General features: G+C 42.7%; 19 protein-coding genes and 1 riboswitch. Of the genes, 6 read left to right on the top strand and 13 right to left on the bottom strand.

Annotated elements, in window-relative coordinates; genetic code table 11:
* Positions 1–143: 143 nt before the first annotated feature.
* Positions 144–2,531, top strand: coding sequence for an anaerobic ribonucleoside triphosphate reductase (locus ABWU87_RS14610; protein ID WP_353331966.1), 2,388 nt, complete (start codon positions 144–146; stop codon positions 2,529–2,531).
* A gap of 203 nt (positions 2,532–2,734) precedes the next feature.
* A complete protein-coding gene (gene nrdG, locus ABWU87_RS14605; RefSeq protein ID WP_353331964.1) occupies positions 2,735–3,205 on the top strand; it encodes an anaerobic ribonucleoside-triphosphate reductase activating protein in 471 nt (156 codons plus the stop codon).
* Positions 3,206–3,244: 39 nt separating this feature from the next.
* Here the strand turns inward: nrdG and ABWU87_RS14600 are convergent, their stop codons facing one another.
* The 11 genes from ABWU87_RS14600 to accC form a co-directional block, all read right to left on the bottom strand.
* Positions 3,245–4,708: an arylsulfatase gene (locus ABWU87_RS14600; protein ID WP_434533927.1), complete on the bottom strand. Its 1,464-nt coding sequence runs from the start codon at positions 4,706–4,708 to the stop codon at positions 3,245–3,247.
* Between the two features lie 217 nt (positions 4,709–4,925).
* Complete coding sequence (gene rseP / locus ABWU87_RS14595) at positions 4,926–6,278, bottom strand: RIP metalloprotease RseP (RefSeq protein ID WP_353331960.1); 1,353 nt, start codon at positions 6,276–6,278, stop codon at positions 4,926–4,928.
* A 13-nt stretch (positions 6,279–6,291) separates the two neighbouring features.
* A complete protein-coding gene (locus ABWU87_RS14590; protein WP_353331958.1) occupies positions 6,292–7,452 on the bottom strand; it encodes a 1-deoxy-D-xylulose-5-phosphate reductoisomerase in 1,161 nt (386 codons plus the stop codon).
* A gap of 335 nt (positions 7,453–7,787) precedes the next feature.
* Positions 7,788–8,813 (bottom strand): ABC transporter ATP-binding protein, encoded by a 1,026-nt coding sequence (locus ABWU87_RS14585; RefSeq protein ID WP_353331956.1) that lies wholly within the window; start codon positions 8,811–8,813, stop codon positions 7,788–7,790.
* The gene (gene rimM, locus ABWU87_RS14580) at positions 8,814–9,353 is read right to left on the bottom strand and encodes a ribosome maturation factor RimM (RefSeq protein WP_353331954.1); all 540 of its coding nucleotides are present in this window, start codon (positions 9,351–9,353) and stop codon (positions 8,814–8,816) included.
* Positions 9,350–10,660, bottom strand: a complete 1,311-nt coding sequence (gene murA, locus ABWU87_RS14575; protein ID WP_353331952.1) for a UDP-N-acetylglucosamine 1-carboxyvinyltransferase — start codon at positions 10,658–10,660, stop codon at positions 9,350–9,352. Before murA ends, rimM begins: the two co-directional genes overlap by 4 nt.
* 18 nt (positions 10,661–10,678) lie before the next feature.
* Positions 10,679–11,278 carry a DUF4290 domain-containing protein gene (locus ABWU87_RS14570; RefSeq protein ID WP_353331950.1) on the bottom strand — a complete coding sequence of 200 codons (600 nt, stop codon included), beginning with the start codon at positions 11,276–11,278 and terminating at the stop codon, positions 10,679–10,681.
* A 30-nt stretch (positions 11,279–11,308) separates the two neighbouring features.
* Entirely contained in the window at positions 11,309–11,998 is a 690-nt protein-coding gene (tsaB, locus tag ABWU87_RS14565) for a tRNA (adenosine(37)-N6)-threonylcarbamoyltransferase complex dimerization subunit type 1 TsaB (RefSeq protein ID WP_353331948.1), read from the bottom strand.
* A gap of 70 nt (positions 11,999–12,068) precedes the next feature.
* Complete coding sequence (locus ABWU87_RS14560; RefSeq protein ID WP_353331947.1) at positions 12,069–13,601, bottom strand: acyl-CoA carboxylase subunit beta; 1,533 nt, start codon at positions 13,599–13,601, stop codon at positions 12,069–12,071.
* Positions 13,602–13,608: 7 nt separating this feature from the next.
* Positions 13,609–14,124 (bottom strand): biotin/lipoyl-containing protein, encoded by a 516-nt coding sequence (locus ABWU87_RS14555; RefSeq protein WP_353331945.1) that lies wholly within the window; start codon positions 14,122–14,124, stop codon positions 13,609–13,611.
* 14 nt (positions 14,125–14,138) lie between these two features.
* On the bottom strand, positions 14,139–15,653 hold the full coding sequence (gene accC / locus ABWU87_RS14550; protein WP_353331943.1) for an acetyl-CoA carboxylase biotin carboxylase subunit: 1,515 nt from the start codon (positions 15,651–15,653) through the stop codon (positions 14,139–14,141).
* A 116-nt stretch (positions 15,654–15,769) separates the two neighbouring features.
* Positions 15,770–15,966: riboswitch (cobalamin riboswitch) on the bottom strand.
* Between the two features lie 67 nt (positions 15,967–16,033).
* On the opposite strand from accC, the gene ABWU87_RS14545 reads away from it, so the two are divergent.
* Genes ABWU87_RS14545 through nadD form a run of 3 tightly spaced genes read left to right on the top strand, consistent with a single transcriptional unit; the run spans position 16,034 to position 18,090 of the window.
* Positions 16,034–16,909, top strand: coding sequence for a YicC/YloC family endoribonuclease (locus ABWU87_RS14545; RefSeq protein ID WP_353331942.1), 876 nt, complete (start codon positions 16,034–16,036; stop codon positions 16,907–16,909).
* Position 16,910: 1 nt separating this feature from the next.
* On the top strand, positions 16,911–17,477 hold the full coding sequence (gmk, locus tag ABWU87_RS14540) for a guanylate kinase (RefSeq protein WP_353331940.1): 567 nt from the start codon (positions 16,911–16,913) through the stop codon (positions 17,475–17,477).
* Between the two features lie 34 nt (positions 17,478–17,511).
* Complete coding sequence (nadD, locus tag ABWU87_RS14535) at positions 17,512–18,090, top strand: nicotinate (nicotinamide) nucleotide adenylyltransferase (protein ID WP_353331938.1); 579 nt, start codon at positions 17,512–17,514, stop codon at positions 18,088–18,090.
* Here nadD and ABWU87_RS14530 read toward each other — a convergent pair.
* Entirely contained in the window at positions 18,078–18,926 is an 849-nt protein-coding gene (locus ABWU87_RS14530; RefSeq protein ID WP_434533892.1) for a metallophosphoesterase, read from the bottom strand. The genes nadD and ABWU87_RS14530 overlap by 13 nt on opposite strands.
* Positions 18,927–19,003: 77 nt before the next feature.
* Complete coding sequence (locus ABWU87_RS14525) at positions 19,004–19,465, bottom strand: hypothetical protein (protein ID WP_353331936.1); 462 nt, start codon at positions 19,463–19,465, stop codon at positions 19,004–19,006.
* A gap of 218 nt (positions 19,466–19,683) precedes the next feature.
* On the opposite strand from ABWU87_RS14525, the gene ABWU87_RS14520 reads away from it, so the two are divergent.
* Entirely contained in the window at positions 19,684–20,580 is an 897-nt protein-coding gene (locus tag ABWU87_RS14520) for a 1,4-dihydroxy-2-naphthoate polyprenyltransferase (RefSeq protein ID WP_353331934.1), read from the top strand.
* Positions 20,581–20,848: the final 268 nt, after the last annotated feature.

Raw genomic sequence — 20,848 nt, 5'->3', positions numbered from 1 at the left:
AAAGCAAAAAGAACAGGAAAAACGCCAGGATGAGTCATCCTTCAGGCGCAGGTCTCATGCCGCCCTATTCTACACCCACTTCCACAGCAATGTTTTCTTATGTGATAACTTACTAGTATCACAAATTTTACAAAAAAAGAATTATGAACTACGCTGAGATCTGTATTATCAAAAGAGACGGGAAGAAGGAAGATTTCTCGATCAGTAAAATCAAGAATGCAATTACGAAAGCATTCAATGCGACAGGTATTGTCGACGAAGATAAGTTGATAGCTGATGTAACCATGCGGGTAATCGGAAACTTTGCCACCTCGACAATTACGGTGGAGGAGATTCAGGACCTGGTTGAAAAAGAACTGATGAAAATACGCCCCGAGGTTGCAAAGAAATACATTATATACCGTGAATGGAGAAATACCGAGCGAGATAAAAAGACTCAGATTAAACATATCATGGATGGCATTGTGGCCATCGATAAGAATGATGTAAACCTCAGTAATGCTAACATGTCGAGCCACACTCCGGCAGGACAGATGATGACATTTGCTTCCGAGGTGACTAAAGATTATACTTATAAATATCTTCTCTCGAAAAAGTTTGCTACTGCTCACCAGATGGGAGACATCCACATACACGATTTGGATTATTATCCAACAAAGACAACAACCTGCATTCAGTATGACATGGACGATCTCTTTGAACGGGGGTTCCGTACTAAGAATGGCAGCATCCGTACTCCTCAATCCATTCAGAGCTATGCCACACTGGCAACGATTATCTTCCAGACCAATCAGAACGAACAACATGGCGGACAGTCGATTCCGGCATTCGACTTTTTTATGGCAAAAGGTGTGTTGAAGTCTTTTCAGAAGCACCTTACCTCTTTTCTGGGATTTCACCTATCAATGGACGGAGAAGCACCGGAGGAGAAATCAATAAAAACACTAGTAAGAGAACACATTACTTCTATCAAACCGGATGATTACCACCGGGAGATGTTATGCATGGCAATGACCAGTCTACGGGTTAATCTAAAGAAAGAGGTACTTAACCGAATCATCGAGAAGGCTTACTCTTCTACTCGCAAAGATACCCATCAGGCGATGGAAGGATTTATCCATAACCTGAATACCATGCACTCACGAGGTGGCAATCAGGTGGTATTCAGCTCCATCAACTATGGAACAGATACTTCAGCCGAAGGACGATTGGTAATGGAAGAACTGCTAAGCACCACCATGGAGGGACTGGGTACTCGAGGAGAAGTGCCGGTATTCCCTATCCAAATCTTTAAGATAAAGGATGGAGTTTCCTACTCTGAAGAGGACTATCTGAAAGCGATGTCCGATTTTGAAGGAGCTATGAGTGGAAAAATCAGATTCAGTGCTCCTAACTTCGACCTTTTCCTGAAAGCATGTCAAACTACAGCAAAGGCGCTCTTCCCGAACTTCATGTTCCTGGATGCGCCCTATAATGTGAACGACCTATGGAGAGCAGAAGACCCGAAACGTTACCGCTATGAGCTGGCAACAATGGGCTGTCGTACACGTGTATTCGAAAATGTGAATGGAAAAAAAAGCTCACTAGGAAGAGGAAATCTTTCATTTACAACAATCAACCTGCCGCGTTTGGCCATAGAAGCCAAAATAAAAGCAGAGAATCTGCTGGAGACATCCAATAAGGATGCTTTGGAAAAAGAGAGTAAAGAGGCGTTTCTCAAGTCGGTACAAGACATGGCAAAGCTAGTGGCCGATCAGCTGTATGCCCGTTACCAGTACCAACGCACTGCACTTGCCCGCCAGTTCCCCTTCATGATGGGAAATGATGTGTGGAAAGGTGGAGGAGAACTGGAACCAAACGGCGAAGTAGGCGATGTGCTAAACAGCGGAACACTGGGAATCGGTTTTATAGGAGGACATAACGCAATGATGGCACTCTACGGAGAGAGTCACAGCCACAGCCAAAAAGCATGGGATACGCTTTATGAGGCGATCATGCAGATAAACAAGGTTGCCGATGCATACAAAGCAAAATACAGTTTGAACTACTCGGTGCTGGCTACTCCGGCTGAAGGTTTATCAGGACGATTCACCCGAATGGACCGGAGAAAATACGGCCTGATTCCAGGTGTGACTGACAGGGAGTATTACATCAACTCCTTCCATGTAGATGTAAAAGAGCCAATCAGTATTCTGGAAAAGATTAAAAAAGAGGCTCCATTCCACGCAATTACTCGTGGCGGGCACATCACTTATGTGGAGCTGGATGGAGAGGCTCAGAAAAACGTGAAAGCAATTGCCAAGATAGTGAAGGTAATGCACGACGAAGGTATTGGTTACGGTTCAATAAACCACCCGGTAGACACCTGCAACGCTTGTGGTTATAAAGGTGTGATATACGAAAAATGCCCAGTATGCCAAAGCGAGAATGTATTCAGAATGCGCAGAATCACCGGATACCTGACTGGTGACCTGAGCACATGGAATTCATCCAAACGAGCTGAGGAAAGAGACAGGGTGAAACATCACTAACAACTTTCGCCTCGGAATATAAAAACAAAATCGTTTCCCGGATAGGATAATAACTATCTGGAAAACGGTCTTATAATGAATATCCGGAAAAAACAACTGACAATTCGAACTAAAAGCCCAATAGAATTCATCATCGGGCAAATAAAGCGACATATTAAAGGAGACTTCCAACAGCGATCAATCTCCTCACAAAGAAAAGAAACATGCAGGAACAACTTTATCTGCTATATACCTATCCCGAAACCATCGTTGACGGGGAAGGAATCCGTTACTCCATTTATCTTGCAGGATGCCGGCACCATTGTCCGGGATGCCAGAACCCCAGCACATGGAATTCGGTGCAGGGGACTCTACTTACAGAAGAGGTCATAACTAAAATCATACATGAGATTAATGCCAATCCATTGCTTGATGGCATTACCTTTTCAGGCGGAGATCCTCTCTACAATCCGGAAGCTTTTCTACTATTGATAAGACGGATAAAGCAGGAAACCGGGCAAAACATCTGGTGTTATACCGGATATACTTATGAGGAGATTCTGGCAGACAAAAGTCTGAGTGCAGTACTACCCTTTATTGACACATTAGTAGACGGACGGTTTGTGCAGGCTGAGTACTCCCCCTTTTTGGAATTCAGGGGAAGTGCCAACCAACGCATTATACATCTGAAATAGTAGCCGTTTTCAAGAGCTCCCATTTCAGATATATGCAAACTATTTCTTTTTTGGGTAAAAAGGGCTATAAAGCATTGTTTTATTCCTGACAACCAGTTGCCCATCCTTCACAAACTCATCTCCTCTTTCGGATAAATGCTTCACCATTTCGGATCGCATTTCATTCAGTTTCTTCTTATATTGCGCTATTCCTGCAACATTCTTCAGTTCATGAGGATCTTTTGCCAAGTCAAACAGCTCTTCTTTTCTTGAATGGAATCTCCAGACGTACTTAATTTTCCCATCAGTAAGCGCACACCAGTAATTATCTTCCGAATAACAGGTGGCATGTTCCAAGTCTATGTATTTCCTCCATTGATCAGTTTTGCCCTGCATCAAAAGTTTTAAGGATTTGCCATCCATGTCAGACGGAATTTCCCCTCCGGCAACTTCGAGAAACGTAGGTAGAACATCTCGCAATTCAACTGGCTGAGTAATCTTTCCACCTGCCTTAAACCCATAACCAGTAGGCCACTTTACGATATACGGTATGTGAGTGGATCCTTCGTAAGGATAGGTTTTCCTCCAATGGTAATGATCTCCCAACATATCGCCATGATCGGCTACATAAAATATCAAGGCATCATCATACATTCCCTTTTCTTTCAAGGTATGTATAATCTCACCTACCTGTTCGTCAATGAGGGTAACGTTGGCATAGTAATAACGTCGGGATTTCTTCGCATATTCGTCACCAAAATTTCCATAAGGAGCATCTTTCGCCGCCTTCTCCGGGTCGAGCGGAGTGGCATATTCTCCACACCAATCGCCTATAAACGGAGCTGGTACATCTACATTCGCATACTTATCCAACACCCTTTGAGGAGGATCATACGGACTATGCGGACGGGCAAATGAAACTTTTAAAAAGAGTGGCTGTTCTTTCTGATTATAATTCCGGATCAACTCGCAGGCAGTTTGTCCGGTCCAGACCGTAGGATGCAACTGTTCGGCAAGTTTATATACCGCAGCCCCATGATCGTTCCATCCGATGCCGGTAGCATCCGGATTCTCACCCGGAGCATGAGTTTGAAACCATAAATGATAATCACTGATAAAGTCAGGAGATTCAACTCGACCGCTCTCATCAATCAGTGTTCCATGAAATCCATGAAGAGATTTTTGTGGGAACCAGTGCATTTTTCCTATTCCAAAAGTAAAATAGTTCAGGTTGCGTAACATTTGCGGCATTTCATGTGTATACTTGGGAGCCACTTGTCCATAACCAAGCATTCCGTGGTGCCAGGGAGAACAACCAGTCAGCAATCCGGCACGGGCAGGAGTACTGCTTGGAGCGGAAGAATAGCCATTCATGAACAATGTACCATCATGCGCCAACGAGTCGAGATTGGGTGAAATAACAGCCGAATTTCCCATGCAAGCGAGAGCGTCGGCCCGATGCTGATCGGCCATGATGAGAATAATGTGAGGGCGTCGAGCGGCAAAGCTGTTGGTTAGACTCATTCCCGCTGTTACGGCCAAAGAGCATTTTATCAGATTAGATGTTTTCATATATAAAGGTTGTAGTTATTCCAGACATTGATTTCGTAAATCGGTGAATTCTGCAATTGCAGAATTTCTGAATGCAAAACTAATAATAAACAGTGGTAAAAAACAAAATCTTCACAGTCAAAATACAATGAAATGACTGTGAAGATTCTGTTCATAACTATGCTTGAAGCTACTTGAAGAAGTAGCGCAGAATATCATTAAAGTTGGCCCAGATAAGCAATCCTATCAGCAGAACCATACCGGTCATCTGAGCATATTCCATAAACTTCTCGCTCGGTTTGCGGCGTGCAACAATTTCATATAGCAGGAATAGCACATGTCCTCCATCAAGCGCCGGAATAGGAAGAATATTCATAAAGGCCAGAATAATGGAAAGGAATGCAGTCATTTCCCAGAAACGATGCCAATCCCACTGAGCCGGGAAGATACTTCCGATAGTTCCGAAACCACCCAGGCTATTAGCCCCCTCTTTGGAGAAGACATATTTCATATCGCTCACATATCCTTTAAGCGTATTTACCCCAAGTGCAATTCCCGCTGGGAATGACTCGAAAAAGCCATACTTCTTATCATGTACTTTAAAGAAGCGTTCCGGACCGTAAGGGGTTGCTCCGCCTTTATAAAGTGAGTCCAGCTGAACAGCCACTGTATCGGTTACACCTGCACGAACATAAGTAACCGTCACATTTCGTGATGCACCTTTAACACTATCTTTTGCTGCTCCTGCTTTCAATTTATCCACTTCACTTAAAAAGTCATTAAATGCAGGAGTGGAAATGCCGTTCAGGGCAATCACACTGTCACCACGATGAAGTCCGGCTTTTGCAAAACCTCCGTTTGGCATAATACTGTCCATCACATATGGCATTCTGAATTCAGATAGATATGTATTGGCTGCCATCAACCTATTCATGAAATCTTTCGGAATCTGTATCGTAGCTTTCTGACCATTCCGTAAAACGCCCACTTCTTTTGCATTTACTATCTGACGATACATTTTAGGATAACGCACCAGTTCATTGCCATCAGCGGAAAGAAGGATATCTCCGTTCTGAAATCCCACCTGTTTGGCCACTTCGCTGAATTGCATCCCCATCTTCATATCTTTTGGAAGGATGTAAGACTCACCCCAGGTAAAGAGAATCATGGAATAGATAAACAGAGCCAGCAAAAAGTTGAACAACACCCCACCTATCATAATCATCAATCGGGGGCCTGCCGGTTTAGCTCTGAATTCCCATGGTTTCACTGGTTGTTTCATCTGTTCCTTGTCCATTGACTCATCAATCATTCCGGATATCTTAACATATCCTCCCAGAGGCAACCAACCAATTCCATATTCTGTATCGCTGTTCTTCGGTTTAAATTTAAAAAGGGTGAACCATGGGTCAAAGAACAAGCAGAATTTTTCTACTCTAACTTTAAAGAGGCGAGCAAAGAGAAAGTGCCCTCCTTCATGGATAACAACCAATAATGATAAGCTCATTATTAATTGCAGGGCACGGATCAAAAATGTTTCCATCAATAATTATCTATTAAAATTTAAAATTCAAAAGTTCTTTCGTAATTTCACGTGCTTCTGCATCGGTTGCCACATAATCTTCGTATGATGGTTTCTTGATAAAGTTTACTTTTTGCATCACTTTCTCAATCACATCACTCATATCCAGAAATTTCACCATATTCCTTAGGAAAGCAGCTACAACAACCTCATTGGCAGCATTTACAATACATGGCATGTTACCTGCTTGGTGAAGTGCCTCGTATGCCAAAGCTAGATTCCTAAAACGTGTGGTATCTGGTTTTTCAAAGGTAAGAGTATTAAATACCGAAAAGTCGAGACGTTCAAACGAGGAACAAACCCGATCAGGATATGAAAAAGCATACTGAATAGGTACTCGCATGTCAGGCATACCGAGTTGTGCTTTCACGGCACCATCTTCAAACTGCACCATCGAATGGATAATTGACTGGGGATGAACCACCACGTCAATCTGTTTCGGAGATAGTCCAAACAGCCATTTTGCTTCAATAACCTCGAATCCTTTATTCATCATGCTAGCCGAATCAATGGTTATTTTCGCTCCCATCTGCCAGTTAGGGTGCTTCAACGCCTGAACTTTTGTTACTAGCTGCAACTGTTCGAGGGTACAATTACGAAAAGGACCACCCGAAGCAGTAAGAATCACCTTTTCAATTTTGTTTCCAACTTCTCCTGCAAGACATTGGAATATAGCAGAGTGTTCAGAGTCAACCGGCAAAATAACAGTGCCATATTGCTGAGTGAGTTCGTTTACAAGCTCTCCGGCTACAACAAGTGTCTCCTTGTTGGCCAACGCAATTTTCTTTTTAGCACGAATAGCATTAATTGTTGGTTTCAGTCCGGCATAACCTACCATTGCGGTTAGTACAATATCAATTGGATCGGCTTCAACCACCTGTGCCAAGGCATCCTCTCCGGCATACACTTTGATTGGCAAATCATTCAACGCCTCTTTAAGCTGCAAATACTTCTCCTCATTCCCTATCACTACCGCCTCTGGCATGAATTGACGGGCCTGTTGAATCAGCAAATCTACCTTGTTATAGGCAGTCAATGCATATACCTCAAATAATTCGGGATGTTCGGCAATTACCTGTAATGCCTGTGTACCGATACTCCCGGTGGAACCTAATATCGCTATTTGTTTTTTCATTATTTTTGTTAAAAGATAATCCATTTTCAGTTCTTGCGAACCTCCGATAAAGTTCTTTTTCTGACAGTCCGTTCTGTTAGTCGCAGCATTAAGTGAAAACTTTTTCTACATAAGCCATCTCCGCCCATTACTGCTTACTACTTTCAGAAGACATTCATGCATCTTCCTTTTTAAAAGACTGCCTCTAAAAAGTACAAATGTAAGAATTTAGCAGAAAGAAACAGTGCTTTCTTGACTGATTTTAAAGAAAAAAGGATAAATAAAGGAAAAGCCAGTCAATGTTAAGGTAGTTATTCAGCATAAATCATTTCAAGTAACCTCTTACCGGCGGAAGATCACAGTGATTCCATCTGTAGGAGAAGCTCTTGCAGGGAAGAACTGGCTAGCACCTCTTCTTCTGTTGAAAGAAGCCACGAATCAGAATCTTCATCGACTGTAATTATAAGAGAGGCATCGGGAGAAATTCTGTACCCATTACGTAGCAGGGCACGTTCAGTCCAATATGTACGGTTACCCTTTACGCTGCTTTTCAGGCTCACCATCCGGGGGGTATCGGCATGTTTTACCATGAAGTTTCCAGTTAAAGAGTCGAAACGGTAAGAGTTATGTGCAAAAACCTTTTGAAATTTATTGGTAAGAATCAAATCTTCGGGAGCACCCACCGCTATTCCATTGTTCGGAGTCATCAACCATAATTTATCCGCGGTTTGCAGAGCCAGATCCAGTTCATGAGTGGAAAGCACAATGGCTTTATTGGTTCGCCGGGCGAGTTCATGAAGCAGCATCATTACCTCTACCCTATTGTTAATATCCAGGTGGGCAGTCGGTTCATCAAGCATAATTACCGGGGTATCCTGCACCAGAGCTTTGGCAATCATGGCACGTTGTCGCTCCCCGTCGGATAGCTGATTGATATACCGATTGGCATACCCTTCCAGATGAACTTGCGATAAAGCTGTATGCACCAGTTCATGATCGGCATCTGTCAGCCGGCCCAGCCAGTCGGTATAGGGATTCCGGCCCATGGCCACCAGGTTGAACACGGAGAGGTTGTTTACATCTACACGATCGGTTAACACCAACGAAAGCAAGCGCGCCTTGTTGGAGAGCGATTGCTTGCCCAAGGGTAGTTTATCAATGCAAACCTCTCCCTGAAGAACAGGTTGAAGTCCGGCAAGAGTACGTAAAAGGGTAGACTTCCCACAACCGTTGGGTCCAATCAAACAGACCATTTCTCCCTGGAAAACCTCCAGATCCAAGTCCGTCTGAACCGGATAAGTCTCCTTTCGGGTTACATATCCGATGGTCAGGTTGCGGGTTTGTATTATTGCATCGGGCATCATTCCATAAAAAGAAATCAATCAATCCAACGTTTCCACATCCTCAAGTGAGAGCAACCCATCGGGTAGATTCACTGTCATCCGTTTCTTTTTGGCATCCATTTTCAGGATAAACTCTTCTTGCGCCGGAACAAGTAATTCCTCGCCATTTCTGTCGATTACAAAGAGTGTATTAATGGTCGAATCATCCACATCAACCACCGTACCAATTTCTCCCAGACGTTTATCTGTCACATGGAAACCCACAAAGAAATCCCAGGAGAGGTTTTCCATCGTCGTCTCTTCTGCATATTTTACAGGAAAATAGACATCTACATTGGTAAACCTACGGGCCTTTTCGGTTGAATCAATTCCTTCGAGCTTAACAAGTGCTGTAGAATCAGAGCGAAAACGATATTCTTCGATGAAAAAAGGGACAAAAATGCCATCAAGCAGACAGATAAGGTAATCGCATTCTCCATTGTCGAACGAATCGTCCGTAAAGGTAAATGCCAATTCACCATGAATGCCGTGCGGCTTATTGAATATTCCTATTTTATATACGTCCTCGCGTCTTATCATTCTTGTATACGTGTAATGCGTGCACCAATGGCATTCAGACGTCTTTCAATATCTTGGTAACCACGGTCAATCTGTTCAATGTTATTAATCCGGCTGATTCCTGAAGCACTCATAGCTGCAATCAGCAAAGCAATACCCGCCCTGATGTCAGGCGATGTCATATTACCGCCACGCAGAGTAAGATTCCTGTCGTGACCAATAACAACAGCTCGGTGCGGATCGCATAAAATAATCTGAGCTCCCATATCAATCAGCTTATCCACAAAGAAAAGGCGACTTTCGAACATCTTCTGATGGATCAGTACGCTTCCCTTTGCCTGAGTAGCAACGACCAGCATCACGCTTAACAAGTCGGGAGTAAGTCCCGGCCAAGGAGCATCGGCAATGGTCATAATTGAACCATCAATAAAGGACTCTATCTCATAATGTTCCTGCGAAGGAATATAGATATCATCACCGCGTTGTTCCAGTTTGATACCCAACCTACGGAAACTATCAGGAATAACACCCAGATTTTCGTATGAAACGTTCTTAATAGTAAGTTCACTGCGTGTCATTGCTGCCATTCCGATGAAACTTCCTACTTCAATCATATCTGGAAGAACTGTATGTGTGGTTCCGCCTAAGCTTTCAACTCCCTCAATAGTGAGTAGGTTCGAGGCTATACCACTTATCTTCGCTCCCATCCGGTTCAGCATTTTGCATAACTGTTGCAAGTAAGGTTCGCATGCAGCATTATAAATCGTGGTTGTTCCCATTGCTAACACTGCTGCCATCACAATATTAGCTGTTCCGGTAACCGAAGCCTCATCCAGCAACATATAGGTTCCTGTCAGTTTATCGGCCTTTATTTCGTAAATTCCTCGTTCTTCGTTATATTCAAAATCCGCTCCTAGTTTCTGAATACCCAGGAAGTGGGTATCCAGACGTCTGCGTCCTATCTTATCGCCACCCGGTTTAGAAATCATTGCCTTACCAAAACGGGCAACCATCGGGCCAATCAGCATTACCGACCCTCTTAGGCTTGAACATTTCTTCAGAAATTCATCACTCTCCAGATATGCCAAGTCTACAGCTTCCGCCTTAAACGAATAGGTATCAATGCTCTTCTTTGACACTGTTACCCCCATATCCCTCATTAGCTGGATCAGATTATTCACATCCAGGATATCAGGAATGTTAGATACTGTCACCTCTTCCGATGTGAGTAATGTTGCGCAAATAATTTGCAGCACTTCGTTTTTAGCACCTTGAGGAACAATTTCTCCACAAAGCTTGTGCCCTCCTTCGATTACAAATGAAGCCATAGTTTCTGTGTTAAATTATTATTTTGAATAACGACGTTGATTATTATTCACCTTTGTTTTCCGACTAAGGATAGTCCTTGTCTCCATCAGTTTCAACGTATCTTCGTCCACTTCAATCTTACCACGTGAATAATCTTTCAGATCATCAAAGATCTTCCGGTCGTCTACAACATCCTTATTCCAGTTCATGAAGCTTTTCTTCATATGATTGGCCACCAAAGCAATCAGTTGTTTTTTCTCATTTCCTTCCGGATAATCAGACGCAATCTTAATCAGTTTTTCCAATGTACGTCCATAGTGACGATACCTGATTTTGGAACTTGGGTATGGAATCATATCCGGTTTAGTAATCAGATTATCTTTTTTAATTATTTCGAATGGAAAATCGATATCCAGTTTGAAGTCGGCCATGATAGCCAAGTGATCCCAAAGTTTATGTTTAAAATCGGGTACATCGCGCAAATGAGGAAACATATTCCCCATGATGTTTATAATGGTATTTGCACAACGCTGTCTTTCGGCTCTGTCTTCAATTGTCAGAGCATAATCAACCATGTTCTGAATGCTTCGTCCGTATTCGGGAAGCGGTAATACTCTTTGTTGAGTGTTATATTCCATCAATTACAATTTATTCGTTATGTTTGTTTTTTACAGTAGTTTCTTTGGCTTGGTTACCAGAAACTCTTTGAGGTAGAATGGTTCAAAATAGGCCACGTCCTTAAAATCACCATTAATAAATGCCTTTTCCGCCAGTGGAGACATCAGTTTTGCCAACGGGTGTATATCGTCAATGAAATGTGCATTAGGATGAGTAATCTTTTCCTTGCACTTAGCGGCTCCGTTGCCAAAGAAGTAAACAGGTTGTTCATTAAGAAACTCCATGTATGAATTCTCATCAACAATATCTGCAGAAATGGGTCGCTTCACCTTCAGCGCTCTATCATATATAGCTGCATAAACTTCCATTCTGCGTGCGTCAATCATAGGACAAATCAGAGCATCTTCAGGCAAATCGTGATACAGAAGCACGGGTACGCTGAGTACTTCCAATGTTGGAATGCCTATCAATGGAATGTTTCGCCCATAGCAGATACCTTTTGCCATTGAAACTCCGATTCTTAATCCTGTATAGGACCCGGGGCCACAACTTACCGCAACGGCATCAAGCACAATGGCACGACTATCGATGAACGAAAGAGCTTCATCTACAAAAACGCCTAAAGAGACTGCGTGAGACGGACCATTGAAATCTTCCTGACTAAAGATAACATGGCTGTCCTCACTGATAGCTACCGAACAAACGGCAGTGGAGGTTTCTATATGTAAAATACAAGACATAAAATTTCTTCTTTATCTGTGCAAAAATACACTTTTTACATAGAAAACCCCCACTTTTTTCCAAAATAAATTATAATGGCATATTTCCGTGCTTTTTCGGCGGGTTAGTCTGCATCTTGTTATGAGCCATCTCCAACGCCTGAATCAGTTTAAAGCGAGTTTGACGCGGAAGAATAATTTCATCAATGTATCCCAATTCTGCTGCTTGATACGGATTGGCAAAGTTGGTTTTATAATCCTCAATTGCCTGTTTCTTAGCTTCTTCATCAGCATTTCTGAAGAGAATATTCACGGCTCCTTCGGCCCCCATCACTGCAATTTCAGCATTCGGATAAGCCAGGTTTACATCTGCACCTGTCTGTTTGCTTGCCATCACAATATATGCTCCTCCGTACGCTTTTCTGGTAATCAGGGTTACTTTAGGGACCGTTGCTTCGGCATATGCATATACAATTTTCGCCCCATGACGGATTATACCGTTGTGTTCTTGTATGCAACCCGGAAGAAATCCCGGCACATCTTCAAAGGTAACCAACGGAATATTGAAACAATCACAGAAACGTATGAAACGTGCAATCTTATCGGAAGCATCTATATCAAGCACACCGGCCAGATAAGCGGGCTGATTAGCTATCACACCGACTGATTTTCCACCAAGGCGACCAAAACCAATTACAGCATTTCTGGCAAAGTGAGGCATTACTTCAAAGAAATAGTGGTCGTCCATTACCGGTTCAATGATATCTTTGATGTCATAAGGAATGTTAGGGTCGGTCGGGACTACATTCTCCAGCGACTCCTCTTCACGTCGGATATCATCAGTAGCTGCAGACAAAGGAGCATCTTCCATGTTGTTGGAAGGAAGGAAGCTCAGCAGCTCACGGATACCCATCAGCAATTCTTCTTCCGAATTGCTCAGGAAGTGAGTAACCCCACTCTTACTGCTGTGAGTATAAGCACCCCCAAGCTCTTCTTTACTTACCTCTTCGTGAGTTACCGTTTTCACCACATCAGGCCCGGTAACAAACATATGACTTTTCTCTTTCACCATAAAAATAAAGTCGGTCAATGCAGGAGAGTAGCAAGCCCCGCCTGCACAGGGACCCAATATTGCCGAGATCTGAGGAATTACTCCCGAAGCCATGGTGTTCTGGTAAAAGATAGAAGCATAGCCAGTCAGGCTCTCTACCCCTTCCTGAATACGGGCTCCACCAGAATCGTTCAGAGCAATAACAGGCGCTCCGTTTTTCAGAGCCAGTTCCTGTACTTTAACAATCTTGCGTGAGTTTGTTGCACTCAACGTTCCGCCATACACAGTAAAATCGTATGCATATACAAACACCAGCCGTCCATCAATCTTTCCATATCCTGAAACCACACCATCTCCCGGAATTATATTCTTATCCATTCCAAAATTAGTGCAACGATGTACCATTAGCTTATCCAGTTCTGTAAAGGTTCCCTTATCCAGCAACATCTCAATACGTTCGCGGGCAGTCATTTTGCCAGCCTGATGCTGCTTTTCAACCCTGTTCACGCCTCCACCCAATTCGGCTATTTTATCCTTTTCCAGAAAACGGTTATATATTTTTTCTTTTTCCATTACTTAATCATTTTTCAACATTTAAATCCAGCAATATCAGCTGTTGGTCACTATTCACAGAGTCACCCTCGTTAACCAGGATTTCTTTGATATAGCAATCGGAAGTCACTTTATAATTACTCTGCATTTTCATGGCTTCAATAACCAGCACTGTTTCTCCGGCAGCCACCAGGTCACCTTCATTCACAGGTATTTTCACCACTTTCCCAGGCATTGGTGATACCACTTTATCATCCTGTCGCACCTCTTCTTTCTTTTTCATTCGCAAATACTTTGCTTTTGTATCGACGATATCCACATTATAAGAAGAGAAGTGGGTATTTACCTTGTAACTCTTCCCATTCCCCGAACGAATAAGCTCTGCATTGTACGACTTTCCATTATGCAGAATAGAACAGGCTCCGTTTTCCGCCATTACCACATCCACTTCAAACTCTTTTCCATCAATGGTAAGGCGCACATTATTGCCCTCCTTTGAAAGAAGTTCTATTTCAGCAGTTCTTTTTCCAATATGTATTTCCATTTGTTTGCTTTCTTTTAGATTCTCAATACCCCTTTGTGTAAACCAAACTCACGCCAGCGGCTGATAGGACGATTATCGGTAGATACATTCGAGTTATTTTCTTCCAGATTCATCAGATAGTCTATATACGTTGCCACCATTGCAATATTTTCGGTTTCTTCCTCGTCAGTAGGAATGCCTTTCAACAGCAATCCTGTATTCTTCTGTATAAAGCCGGTATCATAAGCACCTTTTACAAAGTCCGGAGTATCCATGATGCTTCTCAGGTAACCAATATTAGTTTTAACTCCGGTTATCTTGTACTCGTGAAGCACCCGGCGCATCCGTTCGATAGCATATTTACGGGTAGTAGCCCATACAATCAGTTTACCAATCATCGGGTCGTAATGAATCGGAATTTCATATCCTTCGTACACATAACTATCAATGCGAACGCCTATACCATTAGGCTCTGTTATCTGTCGAATCACACCCGGACAAGGCATAAAATTAAATTCAGTATCTTCGGCACAAATACGGCATTCAATGGCATGTCCACGCTGCACGATATCTTCCTGGTTAAAACGCAAAGGAATGCCGTTGGCAATGTGAATCTGTTCTTTTACCAAATCCACGCCAAGCACCTCTTCTGTTATAGGATGCTCTACCTGCAGCCGGGTATTCATTTCCAGGAAGTAGAAGTTACGGTTCTTGTCCACCAAAAACTCAATTGTTCCGGCACCGACATAGTTCACAGCCTTTGCTGCAGCAACCGCCGCTTTTCCCATCATTTCCCTCAACTCCGCAGTAATAAATGGAGATGGACTCTCCTCTACAATCTTCTGATTGCGTCGTTGTACAGAGCACTCTCTTTCACACAGATGAACCACATTCCCATAATTATCACCCAAAATCTGGAATTCAATATGGTGAGGTTCTTCCACAAACTTTTCCAGGTATACGGTATCATCACCAAATGATGAGAGTGCCTCCGATTTTGCTGTAGTATAAGCCTCTTCGACTTCGCTTTCATTGTGAATCAGCCTCATCCCTTTTCCGCCACCGCCCATCGATGCCTTCAGCATCACCGGATAGCCAATTTTATTACATACATCGATTGCCTCTTTCACATCTCTCAGGCTCTGTTCAGTACCAGGAACAACAGGTACATCAGCTGCAATCATCTGCTTACGTGCAGATATCTTATCACCCATCGCATCCATTGTTCCAGCATCAGGCCCTATAAAGATTATACCTTCTTCCTTGCAGCGATTGGCAAAAAGGGAGTTTTCAGAGAGGAAACCATAGCCCGGATGGATTGCATCCACCTGATGAGCTTTGGCAATTTCGATGATTTTTTCTACATTCAGATAGCTGTCTTTTGATGCTGCTCCACCTACACAATAGGCTTCATCAGCATACAAGACATGTTTTGCCGTCCGGTCGGCTTCAGAGAAAATCGCAATCGATTCAATCTCCATTTCCCTGCAGGAGCGCATAACTCTCACCGCAATCTCGCCACGGTTAGCAACCAAGATTCTTCTAATCATTTCTCAGATATTTGGTACAACAATTCATTCCGCCAATAAGGCAGAACAATTACTATTAAATTCCTTCAAAAACAGATTTTAGTACGCAAAGGTTCATTTCCCACTCCACGAGGAGATAAACATGAAACAGATTGGCAGGTCTTCTGACTTACTCCCATCCTGAACGCCTTCCCGGCAACAGCCAGTGGCAAGAGTTTTTATCAGGATGATTTACAGAGGTTCACAGCAGCGGGCCTGTCCGGGATTTTCACCCGATTCCCTTTTAATTGCTATCGTTGATAAACAACAGCAAACCAATTCGGGGGCAAAGGTAACAATTCTGAAGAATTATGAGACATAATTGGATAGAAAACATTATTTTTGCAGAAAATTTACCAACTATGATACAATCAATGACCGGCTACGGGAAAGCCACTATCACCCTGGTTGACAAGAAGATTAACGTTGAAATAAAGTCACTCAACAGTAAAGCTCTGGATTTATCAACACGTATCGCTCCTGCCTATCGGGAAAAGGAGATGGAGATACGTAATGAAATAGCAAAATCGCTTGAAAGAGGCAAGGTTGATTTCAGCCTTTGGATAGACAAGAGCGATGCAGATGTGGTTACTCCAATCAATGCAGCTGTTGTAGAAGGTTACTACAGACAAATCAGACAGCTATCTGATGCGTTGGAAATTCCGATGCCGAACGATTGGTTTAAAATATTGCTTCGCATGCCCGATGTGATGTCCAAGATGGAGACTCAGGAGCTTTCTGAGGAAGAGTGGGCAGAGGCACACAAAGCAGTACAAGAAGCTATTCAGCACTTGGTAGACTTCCGCAAACAGGAAGGTTCGGCTCTGGAAAAGAAATTCCGGGAGAAAATTGCGAACATCCGGTCATTACTCGAGTCGGTATCACCACATGAAGCAGAGCGTATAGAAAAGATAAAGACACGCATCATGGATGCACTGGAAAAGACAGCCAGTGTAGATTTTGATAAGAACCGCCTTGAACAGGAACTCATCTATTATATTGAGAAGCTGGACATCAATGAGGAGAAGCAGAGACTAGCCAACCACCTGACCTACTTTATCAATACAATGGAAGAGGGCAGCGGACAAGGAAAGAAGCTAGGTTTTATCGCTCAGGAGATGGGGCGTGAAATCAATACCCTCGGAAGCAAATCCAACAATGCGGAGATGCAGAAAATAGTGGTTCAGATGAAAGACGAACTAGAACAAATCAAAGAACAAGTTTTAAACGTAATGTAATATGAAAGGAAAGTTAATTATATTTTCAGCACCTTCCGGGGCTGGCAAGTCAACCATGATTAACTACCTGTTGAAACAGGGCCTTAAACTTGCCTTTTCAATTTCAGCAACCAGCCGTCCGCCTCGTGGGACCGAACAGCATGGAGTGGAATATTTCTTTCTTTCACCGGAAGAGTTTCGTCAGCGAATCAACAACGATGAATTCCTGGAATACGAAGAGGTGTACAAAGACCGTTTCTACGGCACCCTGAAAGAACAAGTCGAAAAACAGCTGGCTGCCGGTCAGAATGTGATATTCGATGTCGACGTGGTTGGCGGATGTAATATCAAGAATTTCTACGGAGACCGCGCGCTTTCTGTATTCATACAACCCCCTTCCATGGAAGTGCTTCGTGAGCGTCTTGTAGGAAGAGGAACCGACGAGCCTTCAGTTATCGAAAATCGTCTTGCAAAAGCGGAATTCGAACTAAGTTTTGCCGATAAGTTCGATGTCGTGATAATAAACGACAATCTGGAAGAGGCACGTAACAAAGCACTTAAGGTAATCCAAGACTTCCTAAATAGATAATTCCCTTTTTCAGGGATATCATCATTTTTCTGATATGAAGAAAATAAAGACGGGTATATTCGGTGGAACATTCAATCCTATTCACATCGGGCACCTCGCACTGGCAAATTATATTTGCGAGTTCGAGGAGCTCGATGAACTATGGTTTTTAGTCACCCCGCAAAACCCGTTGAAAGAAAGCGACTTTCTGGACGACAACATTCGTCTGGAGCTGGTAAAACTGGCCATTGAAGGATATCCCAAATTCCTTGCATCTGACTTTGAGTTCCACCTGCCCAAACCTTCTTACTCCTGCGATACGATCGACAAACTGAAGAAAGCCTATCCCGACCGGGAATTCATTCTCATCATCGGCGGAGATAACTGGCTTATTTTTGATAAGTGGAGAGATTATCAGCGAATCATTAACGAGAATGAAATCTGGATTTATCCACGCCCCGGTTCAACCATAGATAAAAGCACACTTCCTCCTTCGGTAAAACTCACCAACGTGCCCGAAATAGACATTAGTTCCACCTTTATTAGAGATGGCATTAAAAGCGGAAAGGACATCCGCTATTTTATGCATCCGGCTGTTTACCAGAAAATCAAGGAAGAGGGCTATTTTTTGTAGTGGAATTCCGGACTCTTGCAACGCAGTTCAATCACTACTATTTCACTAGGCGCAAACATTCTGATGTTCTTCGACGAAGTGCCAATGCCGTTGGTAATAATCACCGGCACCTTAGCCGATGTTTTCTTTTTCCCTTTCAGGAACTTCCTGCCATAATGAGAAGGAGTTACAGGAGCATAAATCCCGAACAAAGTGATCTGCCCGCCATGCGTATGCCCTGCCAGAGCGAGGTCAGTATTCGAAACATCCACATCCTCCACATAATCGGGTGTATGGGTTAGCAAAACAACAAAATCTTCCGGCTTCAAATCAAGAGTGGGCGAAACGCCATTGATTTTCAAATCGAACGGATTACGCACCCCTGCAACAATTATCCGTTGCCCTTCTTTGGTTATCGTGTCACAAAGATGCTCTAGCACCCGCATGCCGTGCCGCTGCATTTCCGTCACAATCTCGTCGTGACAACGTTCGTAATCATTGTTTCCCAATACTCCGGCAATACCATATTGAGGGTGAACCTCCGACAGGCGGTCGAACAGCTCTTTCACATACTGACAACCCTCCTGGTAATCTCCACCCATCAGCAACAAATCGGGATTGACAGCCTGCAACTGATGCACCAACTTTACCAATCCCTTCTCCTGCAACGCACTCTTATAATGCAAGTCGGAAATAAAGGCAATACGAAACCCATCGAATGCTTTCGGAAGATCCTGATGAGAGAACTCATACCTTTTTACATGCTGAGCCCCCCGCCGCGAAAGATTCTTTGTGGTGGAGCAGGATGTCAGTGCCAATCCTATTAAAATAATATATGTAAAAATGCATCTTTTCATATTTATATGATACGATTCCAATCAGAGGCAAAGATACCTTGTTTTATCTTATTTTATATACGATGACCGTGCAATCGTCAGAAATAAAAAAACTTTCGCTTATTTACTCTGATAGAATCAGAGCAGGAATCTTTTTCCATAATATCTCCTAATCTGGAATAATAATATAAAGTTTTAGATGTTTTCAGATTCATAACTCCATTTAAGAAACTTACACTATAACCATTATATTTATAATCAGTGCATTTGAAGTACTTATATTTATAATGATCGGAAAAATAAAATGAAGAAGCATCTATGAAATCCGGTATTCTCGTTTTTGAATCAAGTTTAATAAACAAACGATAATCATTCTGACAGTTTTCCTTTGCAATTATCTTGCCACTAAAGGTATTATCAGACAAAATCTTTTTCTCATAAGCAAAAAGGCTGGATGTATCTTCTTCCGCTATGGTTGTTGCAAAATTCTGCAACCTTATATATGCTATAACCAAAAAAGTGGATAAAACAGGAATGATTAAAGAAATAATCAGATACATCTTTTTACGTTTACCTCTCATTATTTTTTTTAATATAATTATACAATTCAAACATCTAGTTACAACACAAACACGAAACAAAGATAAAAATCTTATTAAAAAAACTACACTATAGCTTTATTTTATAAATAAATATCAATGTTATAATCCCATTTTATCTCTATCATTCAAAATATTCCTCAGAATCATTGTATCTTTGTTCTGTTAAAACGAAAAAGATGAACGATATTATAAAAAAGAACTCAGCCAAAGCATGGCTCCTGGCTGTTCGTCCCAAAACACTGGCCGGAGCATTGGTGCCAATATTAATAGGAAGCGGACTTGCCTTTGCCGACGGAAAGTTCAACTGGCTTCCGGCACTAATTTGTTGCTTGTTCGCCTTCCTGATGCAGATTGCCTCCAACCTGATAAACGACCTTTTCGATTACATGAAAGGAACCGACCGGGAAGACCGCCTGGGCCCCGAACGAGCTTGTGCACAGGGTTGGATTACTCCGGGAGCCATGAAGAAAGGAATCATCGTGACCGTTGCACTGGCTTGTGCCATAGGCAGCACGTTGCTCTTGTATGGCGGATGGTGGCTGATTCTGGTAGGAGTTGTCTGCGTTATCTTCGCATTTCTATACACCGCCGGCCCTTATCCCCTCTCTTATCACGGCTGGGGAGATGTGTTGGTGCTGCTCTTCTTTGGCTTTGTGCCGGTATGCGGAACCTACTACGTGCAGGCTCTGACGCTTACCCCCAACGTAATTATCGGTTCATTAATCAGTGGATTGGCTATAGATACTTTGCTTGTACTGAACAATTACCGCGACCGTGAAGCCGATGCCCTGAGTGGTAAAAAGACGGTGGTGGTCCGCTTCGGAGAACCTTTTGGCCGTTACCTCTATCTCTTCCTGGGAATCGCGGCATGCGAGTTCTGCCTTTATTTCGTCCTAACCGGCCATCTGTGGGCAGCCCTTCTTCCACAGTTTTATCTGATTCCTCATTTCAAAACCTGGCAACGAATGGTAAGGATTAACAACGGAAAAGGATTGAATGTAATTCTTGGGGAGACTTCCCGCAACATGCTCTATCTAGCAATACTTGTTTCGCTGGGATTAATGCTGACTTAAAAAGAAGCTGGCGCCATCTCCATCCTATTATTCTTAACAGTAATAATGAAGATTGCTGTTAAAAATAAAATAAAAACAAGCCAGAACAAGATAAGATCAATCAAAAATGTTCTTACCCTGAATATTTAGATTCATGATAAAGTTGGCCTATCAACTACAAATAATTTTTCTTTTTTCGAGGAAGTCCGTACGATAGAAAGAACAAAGGGCCTAATACAGGCAGAATCAAAATCAAGATCAGCCATAAAGGGTTTAAAGAGGCAGTATT

Source organism: Bacteroides sedimenti (genome assembly GCF_040365225.1).
Classification (GTDB): Bacteria; Bacteroidota; Bacteroidia; order Bacteroidales; family Bacteroidaceae; genus Bacteroides; species Bacteroides sedimenti.
This window is presented reverse-complemented; position numbering and strand designations above follow the sequence as displayed.